At 33.7% G+C, this 21,356-nt stretch carries 20 protein-coding genes and 1 riboswitch; of the genes, 7 read left to right on the top strand and 13 right to left on the bottom strand.

Going from position 1 to position 21,356, the window contains the following annotated elements:
• Window positions 1-10 precede the first annotated feature (10 nt).
• Both ABTV69_RS00495 and ABTV69_RS00490 read right to left on the bottom strand, forming a co-directional pair.
• Window positions 11-472, bottom strand: a complete 462-nt coding sequence (locus ABTV69_RS00495) for a hypothetical protein (RefSeq protein WP_433833290.1) — start codon at window positions 470-472, stop codon at window positions 11-13.
• Window positions 459-968 carry an RNA polymerase sigma factor gene (locus ABTV69_RS00490; protein ID WP_177212268.1) on the bottom strand — a complete coding sequence of 170 codons (510 nt, stop codon included), beginning with the start codon at window positions 966-968 and terminating at the stop codon, window positions 459-461. Before ABTV69_RS00490 ends, ABTV69_RS00495 begins: the two co-directional genes overlap by 14 nt.
• A 167-nt stretch (window positions 969-1,135) precedes the next feature.
• On the opposite strand from ABTV69_RS00490, the gene ABTV69_RS00485 reads away from it, so the two are divergent.
• Window positions 1,136-2,596 (top strand): S41 family peptidase, encoded by a 1,461-nt coding sequence (locus ABTV69_RS00485; RefSeq protein WP_433833288.1) that lies wholly within the window; start codon window positions 1,136-1,138, stop codon window positions 2,594-2,596.
• A gap of 83 nt (window positions 2,597-2,679) precedes the next feature.
• Here ABTV69_RS00485 and ABTV69_RS00480 read toward each other — a convergent pair whose 3' ends face one another.
• The 8 genes from ABTV69_RS00480 to ABTV69_RS00445 all read right to left on the bottom strand — a co-directional run bounded on the left by ABTV69_RS00480 (window position 2,680) and on the right by ABTV69_RS00445 (window position 10,921).
• Entirely contained in the window at window positions 2,680-3,738 is a 1,059-nt protein-coding gene (locus ABTV69_RS00480; protein ID WP_433833286.1) for a YncE family protein, read from the bottom strand.
• A gap of 4 nt (window positions 3,739-3,742) precedes the next feature.
• Window positions 3,743-5,596: a TonB-dependent receptor plug domain-containing protein gene (locus ABTV69_RS00475; RefSeq protein ID WP_433833284.1), complete on the bottom strand. Its 1,854-nt coding sequence runs from the start codon at window positions 5,594-5,596 to the stop codon at window positions 3,743-3,745.
• Window positions 5,597-5,623: 27 nt separating this feature from the next.
• Window positions 5,624-5,830, bottom strand: a riboswitch (cobalamin riboswitch).
• Between the two features lie 69 nt (window positions 5,831-5,899).
• The gene (gene cobC / locus ABTV69_RS00470) at window positions 5,900-6,430 is read right to left on the bottom strand and encodes an alpha-ribazole phosphatase (RefSeq protein ID WP_433833282.1); all 531 of its coding nucleotides are present in this window, start codon (window positions 6,428-6,430) and stop codon (window positions 5,900-5,902) included.
• Entirely contained in the window at window positions 6,415-7,212 is a 798-nt protein-coding gene (locus ABTV69_RS00465; RefSeq protein WP_433833280.1) for an adenosylcobinamide-GDP ribazoletransferase, read from the bottom strand. The genes cobC and ABTV69_RS00465 overlap by 16 nt, the downstream gene beginning before the upstream one ends.
• 408 nt (window positions 7,213-7,620) lie before the next feature.
• Window positions 7,621-8,052 carry a transposase gene (locus ABTV69_RS00460; RefSeq protein ID WP_433833278.1) on the bottom strand — a complete coding sequence of 144 codons (432 nt, stop codon included), beginning with the start codon at window positions 8,050-8,052 and terminating at the stop codon, window positions 7,621-7,623.
• A 65-nt stretch (window positions 8,053-8,117) separates the two neighbouring features.
• Window positions 8,118-9,797 (bottom strand): nicotinate-nucleotide--dimethylbenzimidazole phosphoribosyltransferase, encoded by a 1,680-nt coding sequence (gene cobT, locus ABTV69_RS00455; protein WP_433833276.1) that lies wholly within the window; start codon window positions 9,795-9,797, stop codon window positions 8,118-8,120.
• A 149-nt stretch (window positions 9,798-9,946) separates the two neighbouring features.
• Window positions 9,947-10,456 (bottom strand): bifunctional adenosylcobinamide kinase/adenosylcobinamide-phosphate guanylyltransferase, encoded by a 510-nt coding sequence (cobU, locus tag ABTV69_RS00450; protein ID WP_433833274.1) that lies wholly within the window; start codon window positions 10,454-10,456, stop codon window positions 9,947-9,949.
• Between the two features lie 102 nt (window positions 10,457-10,558).
• Window positions 10,559-10,921 carry a DUF5522 domain-containing protein gene (locus ABTV69_RS00445; RefSeq protein ID WP_433833272.1) on the bottom strand — a complete coding sequence of 121 codons (363 nt, stop codon included), beginning with the start codon at window positions 10,919-10,921 and terminating at the stop codon, window positions 10,559-10,561.
• A gap of 94 nt (window positions 10,922-11,015) precedes the next feature.
• Between ABTV69_RS00445 and ABTV69_RS00440 the strand changes: the two genes are divergently transcribed.
• The 3 genes from ABTV69_RS00440 (at window position 11,016) to ABTV69_RS00430 (ending at window position 14,089) form a co-directional block, all read left to right on the top strand.
• Window positions 11,016-12,158, top strand: coding sequence for an ABC transporter substrate-binding protein (locus ABTV69_RS00440; protein WP_433833270.1), 1,143 nt, complete (start codon window positions 11,016-11,018; stop codon window positions 12,156-12,158).
• A gap of 62 nt (window positions 12,159-12,220) precedes the next feature.
• A complete protein-coding gene (locus ABTV69_RS00435) occupies window positions 12,221-13,186 on the top strand; it encodes an iron chelate uptake ABC transporter family permease subunit (protein WP_433836650.1) in 966 nt (321 codons plus the stop codon).
• 126 nt (window positions 13,187-13,312) lie between these two features.
• Window positions 13,313-14,089, top strand: coding sequence for an ABC transporter ATP-binding protein (locus ABTV69_RS00430; RefSeq protein WP_433833268.1), 777 nt, complete (start codon window positions 13,313-13,315; stop codon window positions 14,087-14,089).
• A gap of 160 nt (window positions 14,090-14,249) precedes the next feature.
• On the opposite strand, the gene ABTV69_RS00425 is transcribed toward ABTV69_RS00430, so the two are convergent.
• Window positions 14,250-14,708 carry a tRNA (cytidine(34)-2'-O)-methyltransferase gene (locus ABTV69_RS00425; RefSeq protein WP_433833266.1) on the bottom strand — a complete coding sequence of 153 codons (459 nt, stop codon included), beginning with the start codon at window positions 14,706-14,708 and terminating at the stop codon, window positions 14,250-14,252.
• A 60-nt stretch (window positions 14,709-14,768) separates the two neighbouring features.
• On the bottom strand, window positions 14,769-15,341 hold the full coding sequence (locus tag ABTV69_RS00420) for a pseudouridine synthase (protein WP_433833264.1): 573 nt from the start codon (window positions 15,339-15,341) through the stop codon (window positions 14,769-14,771).
• Between the two features lie 394 nt (window positions 15,342-15,735).
• Between ABTV69_RS00420 and ABTV69_RS00415 the strand changes: the two genes are divergently transcribed.
• The 3 genes from ABTV69_RS00415 (at window position 15,736) to ABTV69_RS00405 (ending at window position 20,764) form a co-directional block, all read left to right on the top strand.
• On the top strand, window positions 15,736-16,110 hold the full coding sequence (locus ABTV69_RS00415) for a hypothetical protein (RefSeq protein WP_433833262.1): 375 nt from the start codon (window positions 15,736-15,738) through the stop codon (window positions 16,108-16,110).
• Between the two features lie 155 nt (window positions 16,111-16,265).
• Entirely contained in the window at window positions 16,266-17,018 is a 753-nt protein-coding gene (locus ABTV69_RS00410) for an SDR family NAD(P)-dependent oxidoreductase (RefSeq protein WP_433833260.1), read from the top strand.
• A 308-nt stretch (window positions 17,019-17,326) separates the two neighbouring features.
• Window positions 17,327-20,764 (top strand): choice-of-anchor J domain-containing protein, encoded by a 3,438-nt coding sequence (locus tag ABTV69_RS00405; RefSeq protein WP_433833258.1) that lies wholly within the window; start codon window positions 17,327-17,329, stop codon window positions 20,762-20,764.
• A 46-nt stretch (window positions 20,765-20,810) separates the two neighbouring features.
• Here ABTV69_RS00405 and ABTV69_RS00400 read toward each other — a convergent pair whose 3' ends face one another.
• On the bottom strand, window positions 20,811-21,320 hold the full coding sequence (locus tag ABTV69_RS00400) for a MepB family protein (RefSeq protein WP_433833256.1): 510 nt from the start codon (window positions 21,318-21,320) through the stop codon (window positions 20,811-20,813).
• Window positions 21,321-21,356: the final 36 nt, after the last annotated feature.

Genomic DNA, 21,356 nt, shown 5'->3' with positions numbered 1-21,356 from the left:
TTGATTTTAATTACTGTTTAAAAATTTTGTTTTTTGATTGTTCATATTCTTTAATGTACTGTACACTTTCAATACCTACATTAACATTGTTTGATAATAAAGCCAAAGCCTTTTGAGTTGCTTTTAAAGCTTCTTCTGGATCATCGTAAGTTCCTAATTCTGTTTGCGAAGCCACTACAGCTGTATCGTTTTTTTCGCTAACAAAAAAGTAAGTTCCGATACCCAGTAAAAGAACAGCTGATGCCGCAATCGATAACCACGCTACGTTTCGTTTCTTAGATTGTAGTGGAATTTCATACGTTGATTTTTGTTCTTTTGCTTGAGAGAAATAGCCAAACATAGGTTTGTATTGCTCCAAATGCTGCGCAACATTCGGTGAAGAAAAATATTCTTTTAATTGATTTTCCTCAGCAATAGAAGTTTCTCCCTGAAAGTATTTTTCTATTATATCTTCTATTTTATTTAGTTCCATAAAGGTGTGTATTTGTCATTGATTCTCTAATTTTTTTTCTTGCTCTAGAAAGGGCCACTCGTATTGCTGTTTCGTTCATATTTACGATTTTGGCTATTTCTTCAAATTCATATTGTTCAACATCCCGAAGCTGAATTAATAATTGCATTTGTTCGGGCATCTCATTTATAATTTTTTCAACCCATTCTAAACTGTCTTGGTCTTCTAGTTTTTTATCTAATTGGGGTTGCCGATCGGTAAAATTATTATGGACAATTTGCAGATTGCTAGCTCTTTTAGATTTCAGCTGATCAAGACAATAGTTTTTGGTCATCGTCATGGCCAGTGCTTCAACACTATTGTAGCTTTCTAGATTGTCTTTTTTGTTCCATAATTTTACCATTACTTCCTGAGTAGCATCTTCTGCTTCTTCAGTACTTGTAAGCAATCTTTTTGCCAGACGAAAAACTTTGTCTTTAAAAGGATTTATTAATTCTATAAATACAACTTGGTTCATTAATCTGATGGTTAATCGTTAGCTTATATAGTCAAGACGAGGCACAATTATATTTGTTACAAGAAAAAAGAGATTTTTTTTATGTAAAAAAATACTGCTTTTATGACGCAGCTAAAACTAAAGATACTACTTTTACGTTTATTCAAAATATAGATAACCTACACGATATGAAAACAACTTTAAAGAGCGTTCTTTTTCTCTTTTTATTCGCATTTTCTTTGCAGTCTTGTGAAGATCAGGATGATGTTGCAGCCCCAGCAGACTTGCAGATTAATAATTTTATCTGGAGAGGGCTGAATGAAGTTTACTTATGGCAGCAAGATGTTCCAAATCTAGCCGATGGCCGTAATTTACAACCCGATTTTAATCAGTTTTTAGGAGGATATTCTCATCCCGAAGATTTGTTTGAAGATTTATTAAATAGGCCTGTAAGTAAATATCCGAATGGTGATGCTATCGACCGTTTTAGCTGGATTGTTGAGGATTACACTGTTCTAGAGCAAGAATTAAGTGGTGTTACAAAAAACAATGGCGTCGATTTTAGATTAAGCCGTGTTGCTAATGGATCTAATGATGTTGTAGGTTTTGTTCGATATATTATTCCAAATTCAGATGCTTCTACTAAAGCGATCAAACGTGGTGATTTGTTTACAAGTGTAAATGGAGTAAAGCTTACGGTTTCCAATTATGAAGAATTATTGTTGAATAAAGATAGTTATACATTAAACTTGGCCGATTACAACGGTAGCACTTTTACTTTGAATGGAAAATCGGTAGACTTGACTAAAACTGTTTTAGAAGAAAATCCTATTTTGATCAATAAAGTAATTACTTCTGGAAGTCATAAAATTGGTTATTTGATGTATAACGGTTTTTATCCCGGCTATGATGATAAATTGAATCAAGCTTTTGGCGAATTGAAATCCCAAGGGATAACAGATTTAGTTTTAGATCTACGATACAATGGAGGAGGATCTGTTACCTCTTCAATAAGACTCTCTAGTATGATTACAGGACAGTTCGATACTCAGATTTTTGCAAAAACGCAATTTAACAATAAGTGGATGAAAGATATGACTGCTGAAGATTTGGAAAGTTTGAATTACAGATTTGTGAATAATATTGACGGAAAAGCATTAAACAGCTTAAATTTAAATACAGTTTATATTATTACAACTGAAAGTACAGCTTCTGCAAGCGAATTGGTTGTTAACGGATTAAAACCTTATATCAATGTAGTGCAGATTGGAGAAACTACAACAGGTAAAAATGTTGGTTCGTATACGATTTATGATTCTGAAACTTTGTTTACTAAAAAAGGAATCAATCCAAATCATAAATATGCGATGCAGCCTTTGGTTTTTAAAATTTCAAATTCTGCAGGTTTTGGAGATTATACACAAGGTTTGCAGCCTACTTATGAGCAATTCGAAAAAGTAAGCACATTTGGTGTTTTAGGAGAAACTTCAGAACCTTTGCTTAATTTGGCTATTTCAAAAATTACAGGAGCTACGGCTAAGAGAGTCTTAGATGATTCTGCGCCAAATACACCTTATTTAACAGATTCAAAAATCATAAACGGATTAAGACACGGAATGTATTTTCAAAATGCTCCAGTGGGACATTAATCTAATGCAATATAAAAATAGAAAAGGCTTTCAGAAATGAAAGCCTTTTCCATAAAAAACAAAAACTAATTCTAAGGATAAAATTAATCGTTAAAGTAGAAGCCGTTTGGACCTACACCAACAGTTAATTCTTTTATTAAGCTTCCGCTTAAACTATAAATGTAAGCTTTACTGCTTGAAGCAAAATCCCCACCATCTGCAATAAAGATTCTGTTATTTTTTACTGCAAAACCATACATTTTTCCATATTCAGAAGTTGAGCTGTATTGGAAAATTGGAGTTGTAGAAGCCGATGTTGCAGTGTAGTCTATAGCGTAAACTGCAGTCTCTAGAGTATAATATATTTTATTGTTTTCAATATCTAGGTTTTTAACTCCATCAAGAGATTCAGGAAAGGTAATTTTGCTAATAGAATTGTCAGATAATTTTACTTTTACGATTTCACTTCTTTCTCCGTAAGCACTTCTAATCGTGTACAAAACACCATCTTTAATTTCCATTGAATCTGCTCCTAGACCAAGAGTAACAGGAGTTTCAAGTTTGTTTGTTGCAGTGTTTACCACTAATAATTTATCATTGTTGTATGGTTCGGTTACATACAAGTTATTGTTGTAAACTTCAATGTGATTAGCAGTTGCGTTTAGTGCAATTGTAGATTCTACTTTGTTTGTCGCCAAATTGATAACAGCGATAAAATCATCGGTATTTCCAGCTGGATTTTTTTCAGAATAATAAGTGTTTGCGTTAGTAACATACGCTTTTCCGTCTTTTACAACACCATATCTTGGAGTAATTAAGCCAGTTTCAATTTTTGCTTCAAGTTTAAATGTATAACGGTTTACTACATTTATAACGTTAGAACCGCCAGCAATGATATAGGCTTTGTCTCCGTCAAAAAATACATTCTGAAGATATTTTCCAACAAAATCAGCTCCATTTACAGTATTGTATACATCTTTTGTAAAAGTATTTAAATCGTCACTAACGAAAGAAACAGAACCTCCACCAGTAGAATTTCCTTCGTTTAAGATGAAAATTCCATTATCGTAAACTCCTTTTGGATCATTAGAGTCATCGTCATTAGAACAAGAAACAAGAAGCGAAATGCTAATTGCTGCAAAAAATAATCTAGTTAATTTCATTATATTAAAATTTAAGGTTTAAGTACAAATTAAAATTTCTTCCTGGCATAGGTCTATATTCTAAACTTTGATAAAATGTATTCCAAAGATTTAAGACCTGAAACCCAACTTTAAAAGATGACAAAAGTTTGAAATCGTAATCAATCCCAATATTTGACACATTATAGGCATCCACAATTTTATCAGGATCGTTGTCTGATTGTGTATAAACAAAGCCATTATAAAGAAATTGATAGTAGGCAGAAATGTTTTTCCTTGAATAGGCGACAGAAGCTGTGGCTTTATGAAAAGGAACAAAAAATAATTGCTTTTTTGTTTCAATATTTTCAGAAACGGTGTAAGCGTAAGTTGCATTTGCAGTCAGGTTGTTTTTACCAAAACTTTTTTTCCAGCTCAATAATGTTTCAGCTCCATAGCTATCAACCTTGTCTGTGTTTTGTGGTATCCAAATGCCATTTGTGCCAGGAACCCATCGGAGCAAATCTTTTATTTTGATGTAATAAAAGGTCTGAGTTACATGGAAGTTTTGAAATGTAAAAACATTTCCAATTTCGGCCTGATAGGAACTTTCAGGCTTTAAATTAGGATTTCCGCCTTCTTCCCAGTACAAGTCATTAAAAGTTGGAATTCTGAAGTTTCGTGAGGCATTCAGCTTCAAATTATATAGTTTTCCAAACTGATAAGAAGAGCCAATTGAAAATAAAACAGGGGATTTATAGTTGTCTGTAAATTCTTTGCGCACGCCAAATTCGTTTTTCCAATTAGCAGAAGCATCTTGTTTAACCAGTAAAGCGGCAGAACTTATTTCTCTTGTATTATCGCCAAAACCACTTCCGTATCCTTTAGTTCGGCTATAATCCAATATTCCATTAACTTGTACTGATTTCAAGACTTGGTATCCGAAATCTGCTTTAGTGATTAAGTTTTCTGTTTTTCCGTAAGTGTAAATATTGCTTGAATTATCTGCGTAATACTGATAATTTTCAAAAATATAAGCGGTTTTTAAATTGGTTGTAAACTTTCCAAAATTACCGTCATATTCAAGTAAGTTCCGATTAAAGCCATTAACATATTTGCTTTTCATTTCAGATTCTGAAACTAATGACGTATTCCTATCTGTATTAGAAGTTTGAGAGTATAATTTTAAAATGTTTTTAGCATTAAATTTATAACCCATATTGGCACTCAACGTAATAACATCATATTGTCCGTTTTGATTCCAGCGTTGTTCGCCTTTCCAATTATATTGGTTTAAATATTTATAATCGTTTGTTGAGCTGTTTTTTGAAAGACCAATTTGGGCGCTCCATTTTTTGTTGGAAATAGAAGTTTTATAGTTAATCCCAATTGTATTAAAACTGCCGTAATCTAGTCGTAAATTATTCTCAAAACGATTATTAAACAACAAATCGTTATTTAGATGCACAGTTCCGCCAACTGCACCGCTTCCGTAAATTACGCTTCCGCCACCGGCTTTTACACTTACGGAATTATAATCTGATCCTGCGATAGTATTAAAATCGGTGCTTCCGTTCATTTGAGAATTGATATTTATCCCATTCCAAATTACTGCTGTTTGCGAAGAAGTCGTTCCTCTAAAAGCAACTGTAGAAAGCATACCACGCCCGTATTCTTTGAAATATATAATCGAATTAAAATTTAATAAATCGGTAAGAAGCGCCTCGTTTTTGTTGATTATGGAATCATTTAATTTTAAAACAGACTGTGAAGTTGAATAAGCTCTTAAATTTTTGTCTGAAACAAAAACTTCTTTAAGGCTATTAATAGAATCGTTCTGCGCCGAAATAATCTGGCACAATACAAATAAGCAAAAAGTAAAAAGTCTTTTTAAAGTCATAATTTCTACACTCTTTTTCCCGAGAGCTCGATATTGGTTATAAAGGCAGGTCTCCTGGCTTGCGTCTTGCTGTTTACCTTCCCACCACGCAAGGCGTGACAGTGGTTTGTAGTTACAGCAAGCATTCGTTTTAGAACTAAGCTTACAGTTGCGGGTACAGCTCAAGAATTATACTTGATTCCCTTTTAATGTATTTTTAAAATTAAAAACACAACCTTAATTTGCAGCAAAGATAAAGTTAAAAATATGGATTAATCAAATTTGTTTTACTTTTAAGGCGTAATAGTCAAACAAATCAAGAATTTATAATTTAATTCTGATAACTTCTCCAAAATCAACTTTATTATTAAATGCATCTTTTAAAGGAAGTGAAGTCTGGTGACATAAAATACTTCTAATAATTCCAGCATGAGCAACAATAATTATAGGTTCTTTTATTGTTGAGATTTCATTAAAAAAATAGCCAACTCTTTCATGTAATTCATCGAAAGATTCTCCATTTGTAACTTTGATATTCACGAAATCTTCCATCCACGGATTCAATTCTTCTGGCGGAATTTCATTCCATGTTTTCAATTCCCAATCGCCAAAATTCATTTCTTTTAAACGTTCATCTTCCTGATAAGAAATGGTTGAAATGTTTTTTTGAATGTGTTGGGCTAAAATGACGCAACGCTTTAATGGGCTGGAAAAAATAACAGCTTCTGAAGGTAATTCTGAAATGATTCTGCTGAAAACTTCATCAAAAGGTTTTACAATATCTACATCAGATTGTCCGTAACAGACTCCTTTTTCGCAGATTGTTTCGGTGTGGCGAACTAGATAAATTTCCATAAAAATAAAATGCTTAAGTAAAAAACCACCTCACACACTTGTTGGGTAGCGCCAAGACAATCTCCCGTATAGCCATCAATCCATTTTTGGAAATAGCGTGCTAGAAAATATCTCGCTATAAAAACAGGAATTATAGCGTATAGAATTTTTAAATCGAAATAAGAAAATAAAATCAACGGAATCAAGCCGAAAAAGAAAGAACCCAAAACTTCTTTCCAAGTATATTGCTTTGCAATAGGTTTGCTTTTGCTCGAAGCATCATCGCGAGAATATTGATGAGTGAAAACAATGCTAATCGCCACTAAACGGCTTAATGAATGAGCGGAAATAAACAAAAGGAGGATTTTAAAAACTGCCATCGAATCGTAAACTTGAAATAGTACAATAGATTCTGAAAGCAATTTAAATTTTAATAAAAAAAGCAAAACCAATCCAATTGCTCCGTAAGCACCGATGGCACTGTCTTTCATGATCATTAAGATTTTTTCTTTGGTCCAGCCTCCGCCAAAACCATCGCAAACATCTGCAAATCCGTCTTCGTGAAAAGCGCCAGTTGTTAAAATCGAGGCAATGATAGCCAAGATTACAGCAGTTTCGGTAGAAAGAAATTGGGCAAATAGGGAATAAGATAAAAAAGAAATGCTTCCAACAATCCATCCAATAAAAGGAAAGTATCTTGTGGCTTTATTTAAATAATCTGGATGATGTGTAATGTTTTTTGGACATGGAATTCTAGTGTAAAACATTAAACAGGTAAAGAAAATATGGAGTTCTTTTTTCATTTTATAGATGAGAATTTGGCTAAAGCCCATTTTAGTTATTAATATTAAATCAACATCTAGAGATGTTGGCTAATCATTTTATGTTTGTAAAGCTAAATATATTTAGCTTTTTCTTTTGAAAAATAAATATTATTTAATTTTTTGAGTTGCCTCCAGATTTATCTGGAGGGTGAAAAAATGACAAATAAATTGGTTTTAGCCAAACAATTAAGGTAAATATCGTTTTAATCTTTTCTTTAAGTAATTAAAATGTGTTGATTTGGCTAAAGCCTTTTTTAGAAACAAATTTATGACCTCCAGATAAATCTGGAGGCAATTGAAAGAAAGTTAAATGAATTCTTATGAATTGCCAACATCTTTAGATGTTGGTTATTATATTGATAGTTAAAAAGGCTTTAGCCAATTTTTTTATAAATGCTTAAATCCAAATCTCGTAATGAATTCATCATATTCTTCCTGAAAAGTTTTCTTTTTATGATGTTCTTCTTGATTTTTAATATAATCTCTTACTTTATCAACAATAGATTCTGAAACTGAAACAGCAAAATAATCATCTTGCCATTCAAATTTTTGCTGAGTTAATTGATTTTTATTGATCCAATACGAAGATTCTCCTTTAAGTAATTGTATTGTTTTTTGAATAGTTTGATTATTTCCTAATGAAATTAGACAATGGCAATGATCAGAATATCCGCTAATAAAGTCAAGATAAGTATCTTTTTTTAAAGCATTCTCTTTTATATGATTCCAGACTTTTTGTCGAAGATCGATTGAATTTAAAAACGGAAGTCTATTTTTTGTACTCCAAACACAGTGGATATAAACTTTTGTAAAAGGCATATATATTATTTTATAATTTAATATTTGATATTCAAAATTATAAAAATCAACCACAAAAAAGAAAGTTATTTCCTACTCACTCCCGCGCTTTCAAAACTAGCCATTTCATTCAAAAAAGTTTCAGCTGATTTTAAGATAGGGAAGGCTACAGCACAGCCAGTACCTTCTCCCAAACGTAAATCTAAATTTAAAATAGGTTTTGCTCCTAAATAAGTAAGCAATTCTGAATGTGCTTTTTCAGCAGAGCAATGACAGAAAACAGCATTTTGTTTGATGTTCGGATTTATTTTATAAGCAATTAAATAGGCAACTGTACAAATAAAACCATCAACAAGAATTATCATTTTATTTTCAAAAGCTTCAAGCATTGCACCAGACATTTGAAGAATTTCAAAACCTCCGAAATAGGAAAGTTGCGATAGTATTTCGGCTTGACCAGAATAATTATCGACTGCTTTTTTAAGCAAGTTTTGTTTCAAGAGCAGTTTTTCATTTTCGACTCCGGTTCCTTTTCCAATACAATCTTCGATAGGGAAATCGGTTAGAATACTCATTAAAACAGAAGCGGTTGAAGTATTTCCGATGCCCATTTCGCCAAAACCAATACAGTTGGAACCTGATCTTGCAATATTTTGAACGATTGATTTTCCTTTGTCCAAACACAATTGGACTTCAGATTCGCTCATGGCAGGAACGTGCAGAAATGATTGCGTGCCTTTGGCAATTTTGGCATCGATTAATTTGGCACTTGTTGGGAAATCATAATTGACTCCAGCATCTACAATAGACAATTCGATATTATTCTGTTTGCAGAAAACGTTGATTGCCGCGCCGCCCTCTAAAAAATTATTGACCATTTGACGTGTGACGTCTTGCGGGTAATCGCTCACGCCATGATTGGCAATTCCGTGATCGGCAGCAAAAACAACGATATTAGGTTTGATGATTTTCGGATTTAAAGTTTCAAAAACTGTTGCCATTTGAAAAGCTAAAGATTCTAAAGTTCCCAAAGATCCGACAGGTTTTGTTTTTGAATCTATTTTTTCTTGTAAAAGTCTATCGAAATCAGATTTGCTTTCAATTTTATTTTCTGATTTTAAATCAAAATCAGGAATTTTTATTTGATGGATTTCTTTGATTTCGTTACAAACAGGAGCTTCCGATTTTTGTTTCCAATGCAATTGCTGTAGCATTGGCTGATTGTTGTAGTTGGTTGCTGGTTTTCCGATGCAGAAATAACCCAGCGGTTCTATATTTTCGGGTAAATCAAGGATTTTTTTAAACTGGTAATAATTTAAAATCGAAACCCAGCCCATTCCGTAACCTTGTTCTGTAAGCGAAAGCCAGATGTTTTGTGCTGCACAAACCGAACTGAATTTTACGGCTTCATTACTGCCAATGGTTCCAATTGTAAATTGATTTAGAACCGAACGATCATAAGCAATGATAAGTCCAATTGGAGCTTCTTCGATAGCTTCAAGTTTAAGCGATCTATAAAGTTCTTTTTGTTCGGGATTGTCTGTAAGCTCTTCGGCTTTTTTATTATAATCTAAAAAAAGCTTTTTAATAGACGTTTTAACTTCATTTGATTTAATGAGGTAATATCGCGTAGCATCTGTCAACCCAACAGAAGGCGCCCAATGTCCAGCCTGTAAAGCTTTTTCGATTACTTCGTCTGGAACTTCATCAGTTGTAAAATGTCGGGTATCTCGTCGGGATTTTAATATGTCGTCTAAATGGCTCATTTTTTTAAATTCCAAATTTTTTAAACTCCAAATTCCAAATCTGAAAACGGAAAAATTCTAGTAAAGATAAAGCATAGCTTTGGAATTTGGAGTTTAAAACTTGGGATTTGCTTTTAAATTATTGGAATTTGAAGTTTTTATATTGGAATTTATCCCTTGATTTTAACTGGAATTCCAGAAACCATCAGCACAACTTGATCAGCATTCGCAGCAAGAAATTGATTCATCCAGCCTTGAAGTTCGACAAATTTTCTACCGATATGTGTTTCAGCATGAACACCCATTCCGATTTCGTTTGTTACAATGATAATATTGGCATTTTCATGTTTCGCGATTGCAAGAAATTCTTTTTTAGCTTCTTCTAAACTTAGCTCCACATCATTTTTTGTGTCGATAAAGAAATTGGTCAGCCAAAGCGTTACACAATCAATTAATGCCGTTTTACCCGAGAAATCAATTTCACTTAAATATTTTTCTTTTTCAACATTGGTCCAATGTTCATCTCTTTCTTTTTGATGGCGATCAATTCGGTTTTGAAAATCAGTATCCCATTTTCTGGCTGTTGCTACATATAAAGGAGAATCAGAAAGTTCTAAAGCTAGTTTCTGAGCGTATCCGCTTTTTCCAGATCGCTCGCCGCCAGTGATTAAATAAAGCATTTTTATTAATTATAAGTTTTGAATTATGAATTATGAGTTTGGGCAAGTTATAAATTAATTATGAAGACCAACACATAATTCATAATTTATAACTCATAACAATTAATAGGGGCAATGTCGGCAGTTATTTCCACAACAGGTTCCTCTTTTTAGATGAAACCAAGCTTTAAAAACATAGTTGCCATTTTCGATATAATAATCGATTCCTTCAATTAAATTGTCGTTTTTAGGTAAAAACATAGCCTTATTTTTAAGCGCTTTTTTCGGAGTTACGGTTTCGACATAAGCATCGATTTTATCTTCGCAAGCTTCCTTAAAACACACAGGACAAAGGCAGTCGCCTCCATCTGAGAGATTGAAAATAGGTGGATAATCATTACACCAGCACTTATTTTCGGGTGAAGTGTCGCCGCATGAAAAAGCGGTTTCGCAACTGGAGCAGATTTTTGTTTTTGGTACATTCATCAAATAAAAGGCTATTTGTTTAAATTTGTACGAATAAAGGTAAACAAAAAAAATAGAAATTCATTTACCTTTGTGGCCACACAAAACATAAAATATGAAATATTTTTTCCATAAATTACCAGTCGTTTTTTTACTTCTTTTAGTAATTAGCTGTAAAAAGAATGAAGCGCAAGATACTGTAAAATCTGCTCCTGCCAAAGAAAGTATTGAATTTGCAACTGGACTTTCTATCATAAAAAATGATGGCTATTCGATTGTAAATGTGAGCAATCCGTGGCCAAATGCTAAAGGAAAATTTACTTACATTTTAAAAGAAAAAGACGCACAAATTCCTGATAGTTTAAAGCAATATATTTCGATAAAAGTTCCTCTAGAAACTATTGTTGTAACTTCAACCACCAATATTCCTTTTTTAGAAATGTTGGAAGTAGAGAATAAATTGATCGGATTTCCGCATACAGATTACATATCTTCGGAAAAAACCAGAGCATTAATTGACAAAGGTTCTGTGAAAAACGTTGGACAAAATGAAAAACTGAACATCGAACAATTAATAGAATTAGCCCCAAACTTGATCGTAACGTTTGGTGTTGATAATAATAATCCGATGTTAGATAATCTTAAAAAAAGCGGATTGAATGTTTTAATTCAAGGCGATTGGATGGAACAGTCTCCGCTAGGAAAAGCAGAGTGGATTAAACTGTATGGCACTTTATTCGGTAAAGAAGAAAAAGCAAAAGAATTGTTTGATAAAATTGTGGAAAGCTACAATCAGGCGAAAAAATTAGTTGCTGATAAACCTGCCACTTCAAAAGTTTTATATGGCTCAATGTATGAAGATGTTTGGTATGTTGCGAAAGGAAATAGCTGGGTAGCGCAGTTCATGAAAGATGCAAAATCTAATTATTTATGGGCCGATTTGGAAGGAACAGGAAGTGAAGGCTTGTCTTTTGAAAAAGTGCTGGATAAGGCAAAAGATGCGAATGTTTGGATCGCTTCGGGATCTTTTAAAAGTTTGGACGAATTGCAAAAAGCAAATCCGCATTATGCTGAATTCGATGCTTTTAAAAATAAAACTATTTACAATTTTGAAGGTAAAGTAGGAGCAACGGGCGGAACAGTTTATTACGAATTAGCGCCAAGCCGTCCAGATTTAGTTTTGAAAGATTATATCAAGATTTTTCACCCTGATTTATTGGCGAGTTACGAATTTACATTTGCTTCTAAATTGAATTAATTTTGGTGAACAAAACACGAAATACCATTTTATTTGTCGTTCTGGCATTAAGTCTTTTATTAATGTTTTTTGCGAGCATTAGTTTAGGATCGGTCACCATTCCGTTAAAAGATGTTTTTGCGAGTCTAACAGGTGGGCATGCGACAAAATCAACTTGGGAATATATTATTATTAATTATCGTTTGCCAAAGGCGATCACCGCAGTTTTAGTCGGAACAGGACTTTCGATAAGCGGACTTTTGATGCAAACTTTATTTAGAAATCCGCTTGCAGGACCTTATGTTTTAGGACTGAGTTCTGGCGCAAGTTTGGGTGTTGCTTTTGTGATTTTAGGTGCAGGGTTTCTTCCTTCTTTTTTAAGTGCAATCGCTTTGTCTTCTTACGGAATTGTCTTGGCATCGACTTTAGGAAGTACGTTGGTTCTTTTTTTAGTTTTAGTTGTTTCACAACGATTACGAGATACAATGGCAATTTTGATTGTTGGTCTGATGTTCGGAAGTTTTACGACTGCTATTGTAAGTGTGCTTACTTATTTTAGTACAGCAGAACAGCTTCAGAAATTTACTTTTTGGTCAATGGGAAATTTAGGAAATCTTTCTTGGACAACAATTATAATTTTAACGATTTGCGTTGGAATCGGTTTGCTTTTAAGCGCTAAAAGTATAAAATCTTTAAATGCCTTGCTTCTTGGCGAAAATTACGCTAAAAGTATGGGGTTGAATTTTAAGCAGGCAAGATTAGTGATCATTTTTGCAACCAGTATTTTGTCTGGCGCGATTACAGCTTTTGCTGGTCCAATTGCTTTTGTGGGTTTAGCAGTGCCGCATATTGCCAAACTGACTTTTCAGACGAGCAATCATACGGTTTTATTTTGGAGCACTTTATTTTTCGGATCGATCATAATGTTGTTTTGCGATATTGTTTCTCAAATGCCAGGTTTTGATGTAACACTTCCTATAAATGCGGTTACCTCTATAATTGGTGCGCCAGTTGTCATTTGGCTTTTAGTGAGAAAAAGAAATTTTTAATAAATTATTTTGCCACAGATTATACAGATTAGCACAGATTTTTTTTAAATCATTTTAATCCTTTAATCTGTGGCAAAAGGAAAAACTTAGAACCTTAGCACCTCAGTAACTTAGAATCTTAAAAAAATGAACGACATCTTAAAGACTTCAAATCTAAATATTGGATACAAATCCAAGAAAGGTGTTGCAACTATTGCTGCCAATTTAAATCTAAATTTAGCTTCAGGAAAACTCATCACTTTAATAGGAGCCAACGGAATAGGGAAGTCGACTCTGCTAAGAACGATTACTGGAATCCAAAAGCCATTGTCAGGAAATGTTTATTTGAACGAAAGAAAGATTTCAGATTATAGTCCTTTAGAATTAGCGCAGAATTTAAGTCTAGTTCTAACTGAAAAACTGCCGCCAAGCAATCTTTCCGTTTTCGAATTGGTTGCCTTAGGCCGCCAGCCTTACACCAATTGGGTAGATAAATTATCTGATGAAGATATTGCTAAAGTTCATGAAGCAATGAGTCTGACCCAAATTGAACATTTAGCTCAAAAAAAGCATTTTCAAATCAGTGATGGGCAATTGCAAAAAGTGTTAATCGCACGAGCTTTGGCTCAGGACACGCCCTTAATTATTTTGGACGAACCAACAACGCATCTTGATTTGCTTCATAAAGTTTCCTTATTCAAATTATTGAAAAAACTGACTCAGGAAACTCAAAAATGCATTTTATTTTCAACGCATGATATCGATTTGGCGATTCAGTTAAGTGACGAAATGATTATGATGACGCCAGAAAGTATAGTGCAAGATGAGCCTTGTAATTTAATTTCAAACGGAAGTTTCAGCAATTTGTTCAAAGACGAACATATTATTTTTGATGCTGAAAAAGGGAAGTTTATTGTAAGTTAGAATTCTCGGCGCTCCTGCAAGGTTTTCAAAAAAACCTTGTAGCTATTTTACATAAAACGATCAAAAATAATTCAGACCTACAAGGTTTTGAAAATCTTGCAGGAGATAGAGCAACTGTCCGCTACATCTTTTCCGATTAAACAGTTAAACAAATAAACGATTAAACTTTCTTCAACCCAATTTGTCTCTTCGCTTCACCAACCACAAAAGCAACTGAATTGGCAATATTAAAACTGCGAATAAGCGGAGACATCGGAATTGTTAAATGATTTTCGAATCTAGCCATAAATTCTTTGCTTAAACCAACGCTTTCTTTTCCGAAAACCAGCCAATCGCCATCTTGAAATTCATTTTCCAAATATGATTTATCAGAATGCGAACTCATTAAAAATACACGTGATTGATCTGGAATTTGTGCAATCCATTCTTCTACATTTTGATATTCGGTAACATCAAGATGAACCCAATAATCCAATCCTGAACGTTTTAAGTTTTTGTCGTTAATGACAAATCCAAAAGGGTGAATTAAATGAAGACGGCTTTCTGTGCCAACGCACAATCTGCCAATATTTCCAGTATTATTTGGTATTTCTGGTTCTACAAGAACTATGTTTAACATCTTTTTGAGTTATGAATTATAAGTTATGAGTTATCGCAAATTATCTAATTGCCACATTATCTAATTATCTAATTGAAAATCAGAAACTTCAAGAACTTCGCCTGCTTTTAGATTTTGCAAATATACATTTCCTATTCGAACGCGAACCAGACGTAGGGTAGGAAAACCAACAGCAGCAGTCATTTTTCGAACTTGGCGAAACTTTCCCTCGTTTATGGTAATAGATGCCCAAGAAGTAGGGCCATGACGTTCGTCTCTAATTTTTTTTGCTCTTGGTCCAAAATCAGGAATTTCGGTAATGATAAAAGCAGTACAAGGTTTGGTTTTATACTTTCCGCCATCAAAACCAATTTCGACACCTTTTTGCAATTGTTCGATGGCTTCTGGAGTAATCACGCCGTCAACTTGAACATAATATTCTTTGTCCACTTTTTTGCTTCTTATTTGTTCGCTAACTTTTCCGTCAGTTGTCAGTAAAAGCAAGCCTTCAGAATCTTCGTCGAGTCTTCCAATTGCCATTGTTTCTTCAGGAAAATTGTGCAATTCGCCCAAAAGCTTTTTCTTTCTTTTTAGTTCATAAATAAATTGGCTTAAGTAGCCGTAAGGTTTAAAAAGAAGGAAGTGTCGGTGCATTTTTAATTTTTTGCAAAGATAGTTTCTTAAAATTAAAACCTAGTTACGGGTTTTGCGATTTTATTTTTTTTATCCATTGGTAGACAAACCAAATTACGGTAACAATAAAAATGACTATTAAAATAGAATAATAGTTTTCGAAAAAATCGTGAAAATAACTTCCAACCATAATATAAATTGAAGCCATACAAAGTTTGATCAAGATAAACTCGGAATTTGACCAAGTGGTTTTCATTTTGAAGAAATTCATAATGATTAATTCTTTAAGTTGCTTTAGATAAAGGTAATAAAATTAAGAATAGGTGGCAATTATAAAAGAAAAGCACATTTAAGTCATAATTTTATTGAACTTAGAATTCGTAATATTATAATTTAAATCTAAAATAATATTGCTATGGAAACGAATGACTTAGGAACAAAAAAGATAAACGGAACGCAGAAGAATATTGATGAATCTAAAGGAAAAAACGTTTCGCATGATAAAGAACTAAAAGATGCAAAACTAAATAAGGAATTGGTTACAGATGCAGATGGCGATAAAAAGATTGTGGAAAGAGCCCGAAATGAAAATGAGGATATTAAAGAAAAACTCCACCAAACAAATCTGCAAAATCCAAATGCAAACCGTGGCGTAGAAACAGAAGAAGAAGCCAAGAAAACGGTCGAGAATAAAGATCATAATTCTGACATCACTCCTAATCGATATCCGAACTCACATCCAGATAATCATGAGGATCGCGGAAATATGAAGTTGGATGAAGAGGAATAATACAATACGAAATTTTAAGCAAAATCTCGTCAATTTAATATCAAATAACATAACATTAGCGGTAAGCGTTAATGTTATTTTAAACTCTTTTAAAAGCTTCGCTAATGCTCAGGATCTTCGTAAATTAGAAGAATCAATTTAAAAACATATATAAAATGGCACTTTTAGAAAATAAAGTAGCTTTTGTATCTGGCGGCGGTTCAGGAATTGGACGTGCAGTGGCAGAAGCATACGCTCGAGAAGGAGCAAAAGTAGTAGTATCTGATATAAATGTAGAGCACGGTGAAGAAACCGTAAAAAATATAAAAGACAAAGGCGGAGAAGCTTTTTTTGTAAAAGGTGATTCGTCGAGTGCCAGTGACAATAAACATATGGTTGAGGTTGCGGTTTCAAAATATGGCAGACTGGATATTGCATGTAATAATGCAGGAATGGGAGGTCCGGCTAAACCAACTAGAGAATACGATCCCGAAGCTTGGGATAAAGTGATTGGGTTAAATTTAAATGGTGTTTTTTATGCCTGCCGTTACCAATTGGAACAAATGGAGAAAAACGGTGGAGGGAGCATTGTAAACATAGCTTCAATTCATGGACAAGTTGCCGCTCCACTTAGTCCAGCTTACACAGCTTCTAAACATGCCGTTGTTGGTTTAACGAAAAATATAGCGGTTGAATATGCACAAAAAAATATTCGCTGTAATGCTGTTGGACCTGGTTATATTGAAACAGCACTTTTGAAAGATAATTTGAATAAAGAAATGATGCAGGCCGTTGCGGCAAAATCTGCCATGAACCGATTAGGAACAGCAGAAGAAATTGCCGAATTGGTTATTTTTTTAAGTTCTGAAAAATCTTCTTTCACGACAGGAAGTTATATTATAGCCGATGGAGGTTATACCGCAGTCTAATATTTTTTAGAGTAAATAACATCACTAATGAAAAGGCAGTAAGCGAAAGCTTACTGCTTTTTTTGTTTAAAAATATACTGGATTTGTAGGAAATGCAAGGTTTTTAAAGGTTTTTGATCTATCGTATGTTTTGAATAATGTTTTGTACTAAGTCTTTTTTGTTGATTTTATTTTATTATCTTTAAGTTAATGTTAAGCTTTATTGAATTAAATTGATAAATATGCAGGTATTAAGTTTATGATTTTGTAATATTCGCTTAACTTTAAAGACTATAAATTTGAACTCTAAAAACTCTATTCTTTAACGTATGAAAAACAATTACTTTTCGCGCCATCTTTTGGCTCTTTTATGTTTTTTTGCTTGCTTTTCTGGAGATCTTTTTGCCCAGACAATGCCAGCGGTGCAGGCACTGCCTATCGATCAAAAATTTACAGGATTGGCCGCAAACTCTACTACTTATCCAGCTGGTTTTCAAGGTTGGTTGGTAAGTTCAAGTCAGAACACATCAACTTATAGTACAGCATTGTCTGGCGATAGAGCTTTAATAGCTAGCAGTACAGCAAATACTACTAGTGGAAATATTCATAACTTCGATGGTAAGATAGGTTTTCTAAATACTACTAGCGCAGATTTTGCAATTGGTTTTGCATTCTCGAGTACTGGTGTGACAGGTGTTAGAGTTGAATACGATGCTATGGTTATACGAAATCCTTATGATGGAACAGCCAATTATCGTCTTCAGGAAATGGCTTTACAATATCGAGTTGGAGTTACTGGACCTTTTATCACTTTGCCTTCTACAGCTTATATTAATAATAGTACAACACCACAAATTACAGCAGTTACTACCCCGTTAGATAATGCTGTTAAAAGAATTGGTGTTACGTTGCCAAGTGACTGTGATAACCAAGCAGTGGTTCAAATAAGATGGATTGCAAGATTAGCTTCAGGTTCTTCAGGTTCTCGCCAATCTTATGCAATAGATAATATTACGATTGACAAAGATATTCTTGCTCCAGTTTATAGTTCTGGTTATCCGAAAGCAGCGAATATTTTAGGATTAAGTTTTGATTTTGTTAGTAAAATAAATGAAATAGGAAAAACATATTATGTTTTGCTTCCAGCAGGTAGTGCAGAACCAACGGTTGCACAAATAAAGGCAGGACAGGACGCAAATGGAGCTGCAGCTTTACAATCAGGAGTTTTTGACGTGACAAATTCCGATCAAGAATATGTAAAAAGTTTTACAGGATTGCCTTTAAGTACAGCATTTTCTGTTTTTTCTGTCTCAGAAGATGTTGTTGGAAATGTTCAGGCATCGGTTAATAAAGTAGATGTGACAACACTAAGTGTGATGCCTCCTGCTATAACTCCATCTGTTGCTGTATTGAATTTGGGAGGTACTGAACCAAATTTTGATCCCTTAATAAAAAGCTACCAAATAGGAGCTTCCGATCTTACTGCCAATGTAATAGTTACTGCCGCAGGAGGTTTTACTATTTCAAAAGATAATGCTGCATTTTCATCAACCTTATCATTTGTTCCTGCTGATTTTGCTTCTAATGCAACGCCTACAGTTTATGTAAAAATCGTACCAACTTCAGTTGGAAGTTTTACGGGTTCAATAGCTCATGAAACAACAGGAGGTGTGGCAAAAACAGTTAGCTTGACTGCTTTTGGAGTAAATCCTTTTGTACAAAATTTTGACGATGCCAATGTTTTTGTAAACAGTAAATGGCAACAATACAATGAAGCAGGATCTCTAAACCAGTGGACTTACACTAATCAAGCGCGCAATGTTAACTCTGGAACCGGAGCGGTTTTGATGAACGGATATTCAGATGCAGGAGCTAGCAAAGATTGGTTAATTTCTCCACGATTACGTTTAGATGGTTTTACTCAAATTCCGTTATTATCTTTCTACTCTCGTCAATATTATGATGGACCATCTTTAAAATTAGTAGTTTCTACAAACTATGACGGAGTAAGCAATCCTAATACCGCAACATGGACACCATTAAATGGTAAATTTCCAGAAACTACAGGAAGTTATGCAAAATCTGAGTTTATAAATTTAGCAGCGTATAAAACAGATCATACTTATTTGGCTTGGGTTTACGAAACAACTTCTGGTGGACTGGATAATGCTGCGGAATGGTCTTTTGATGATTTCGCTATTATCGATGAATCAAAATTTGTAGATTCTAACCCACGTTTAGATTTTGCGGATGTAAGTCCAAACTCGGTTTCTGCTAGTCAGTCTTTTGTTTTTAATGCAGCAGGCTACGGCGATATTACAATTGCAGCTCCAGCTTCTTATGAATTATCATTAGATAATATTTCATTTGCATCAAGCATTATTGTCTCTTCTGCCGATGCATTAGCAGGAAAAACAATTTATGCGAGATTTGCTCCAACAGAAAAAAAACCGACTATTTCTGGTGTATTAACCATTACAGGAACGTCTTTGAATAAAGAAATCGGATCATTTACAGGAACTTCTATATTAAAAGCAGATACTTATGATGTAGTGTCTTATAACCTAGAGTTTTTTGGAACTGATGTTAAAGATAAAAGTGGTGTTGAATTTGGGCCAACAAATGATGCTTTGCAAATAGAAAACGTCGCCAAAGTAATGAACAAATTAAATGCAGACGTTTATGTAGTACAGGAAGTTTCAGATGAGCCAGCATTAGATGCTTTAATTCAAAAAATTAGCATTAACGGAAAAACATTTGACAAAACAATCTCCACTTCTTGGTCCTACTCATTTCAGGCTTTAGATCCCTATTTTCCACCTCAAAAATTGGTAGTGATTTACAATACGCAAACAACTAGTGTAAAAAGTACAAAAGTATTATTTAAAGAGTTGTATGATCAAGTACGCGCCAATACTGTAGTATTGCCAGGTTATCCAGGAACAGATACTCCACAAGCGAATGATGATAGTTTTTTCTCATCTGGACGTCTTCCTTATTTAGTTCAGGTTGAAGCTAATGTTGGCGGAATTAAAAAAGAAATTAACCTGATCGATCTTCACGCACGTGCAAATAGCGGAACTGATATTTCAAAATACAATCAGCGAAAGTATGATATTGATTATTTAAAAGATGCATTAGATGCAGAATATCCGGACGCAAATTTAATTCTTTTGGGAGATTTTAATGATGATGTAAAAGCTTGGGTTGGTAACGCAAATACAGCTTCGTCTTACAAGAAATTTGTAGATGATACCGTTAATTATAATGCCTTAACATTGGATATCAGCAAGGCTGGAGCTTTTAGTTTCTTAAGTTCAGGAGGGTTTTTAGACCATATTTTAATTTCAAGCGAATTGAATGATGATTATATTGCCAATTCAATCTCAGTGTATGATCCAAGAAACGATATTGCAAATTATACAACTACAACTTCAGATCACGGACCAGTTATTGCTCGTTTCGAATTGAAACAGGACGTGCTTTCTATTCCTGATTTTGGAAAGAACCAGTATTTTGTAAAAGCATATCCAAACCCTGCAACAGATATTTTAAATTTCGACATCAAAACAACGCAGGGAAGGGATTTGAAAATTAGACTATATGACTTTAGTGGTCGTGCAATTGGAAACCCAATTAACGTTAAAAATGAATCTGAAGTTAGTACTGCAGTTGTCGCTGTTGGTAATTTTGTTTCTGGAGTATATTTTTATACGGTTACAGAAAATAATAAAGTCATTTTCAAAGACAAAGTCATCAAGAAATAGATTTTTTATAAAAGTAAAAAAGGTAGTTATTTAAAACTGCCTTTTTTTATGCCAATATTTTTCTGATTTCGTTTAAATTAATTTGATCTGGATTGGTAAAAAGAAAGAAATAATCCAATTGCCATTTCTGAGTTTTCTGAGCTTGCTTGCTTGTCGTTTGATCCCAAGGCGGATATACTCTTGTCGCTCTGATTCCTTCTTTATTTTGGGTAGAAAAAATACCTTTCTCCAATAAGATTTTCTTTGGAAAAATAAAGTGTCCCCAATTTTGATCTTTTCGAACAGAAACAATCACAAGATTAATAGTGTCAGAATAATCAAAAGGTGCAATGCTTCCCGTCTGATTTCGTTTCCATAAAGTAACAAACTGTCCCGTTTTGGTTGGAGTTATTTTGGCTTCTCGATAACAAATGTGTTTACTGTTTAGCAAAAAACGATAAGCGCTATATTCTTCACTTTCGCTTTCTTTTTGTAAAGAGGTCAGAAGCATTTCAGCCTTATCATAGATCATTTCTTTGCTTAATGATAAATCAGCCGACGCAGTAGTAAAATCCATAAAAATCAATTCTCAAGTATTCTTGAAAATTACGGT

This window comes from Flavobacterium anhuiense (assembly GCF_050990855.1).
Taxonomy (GTDB): Bacteria; Bacteroidota; Bacteroidia; order Flavobacteriales; family Flavobacteriaceae; genus Flavobacterium; species Flavobacterium anhuiense_C.
This window is presented reverse-complemented; position numbering and strand designations above follow the sequence as displayed.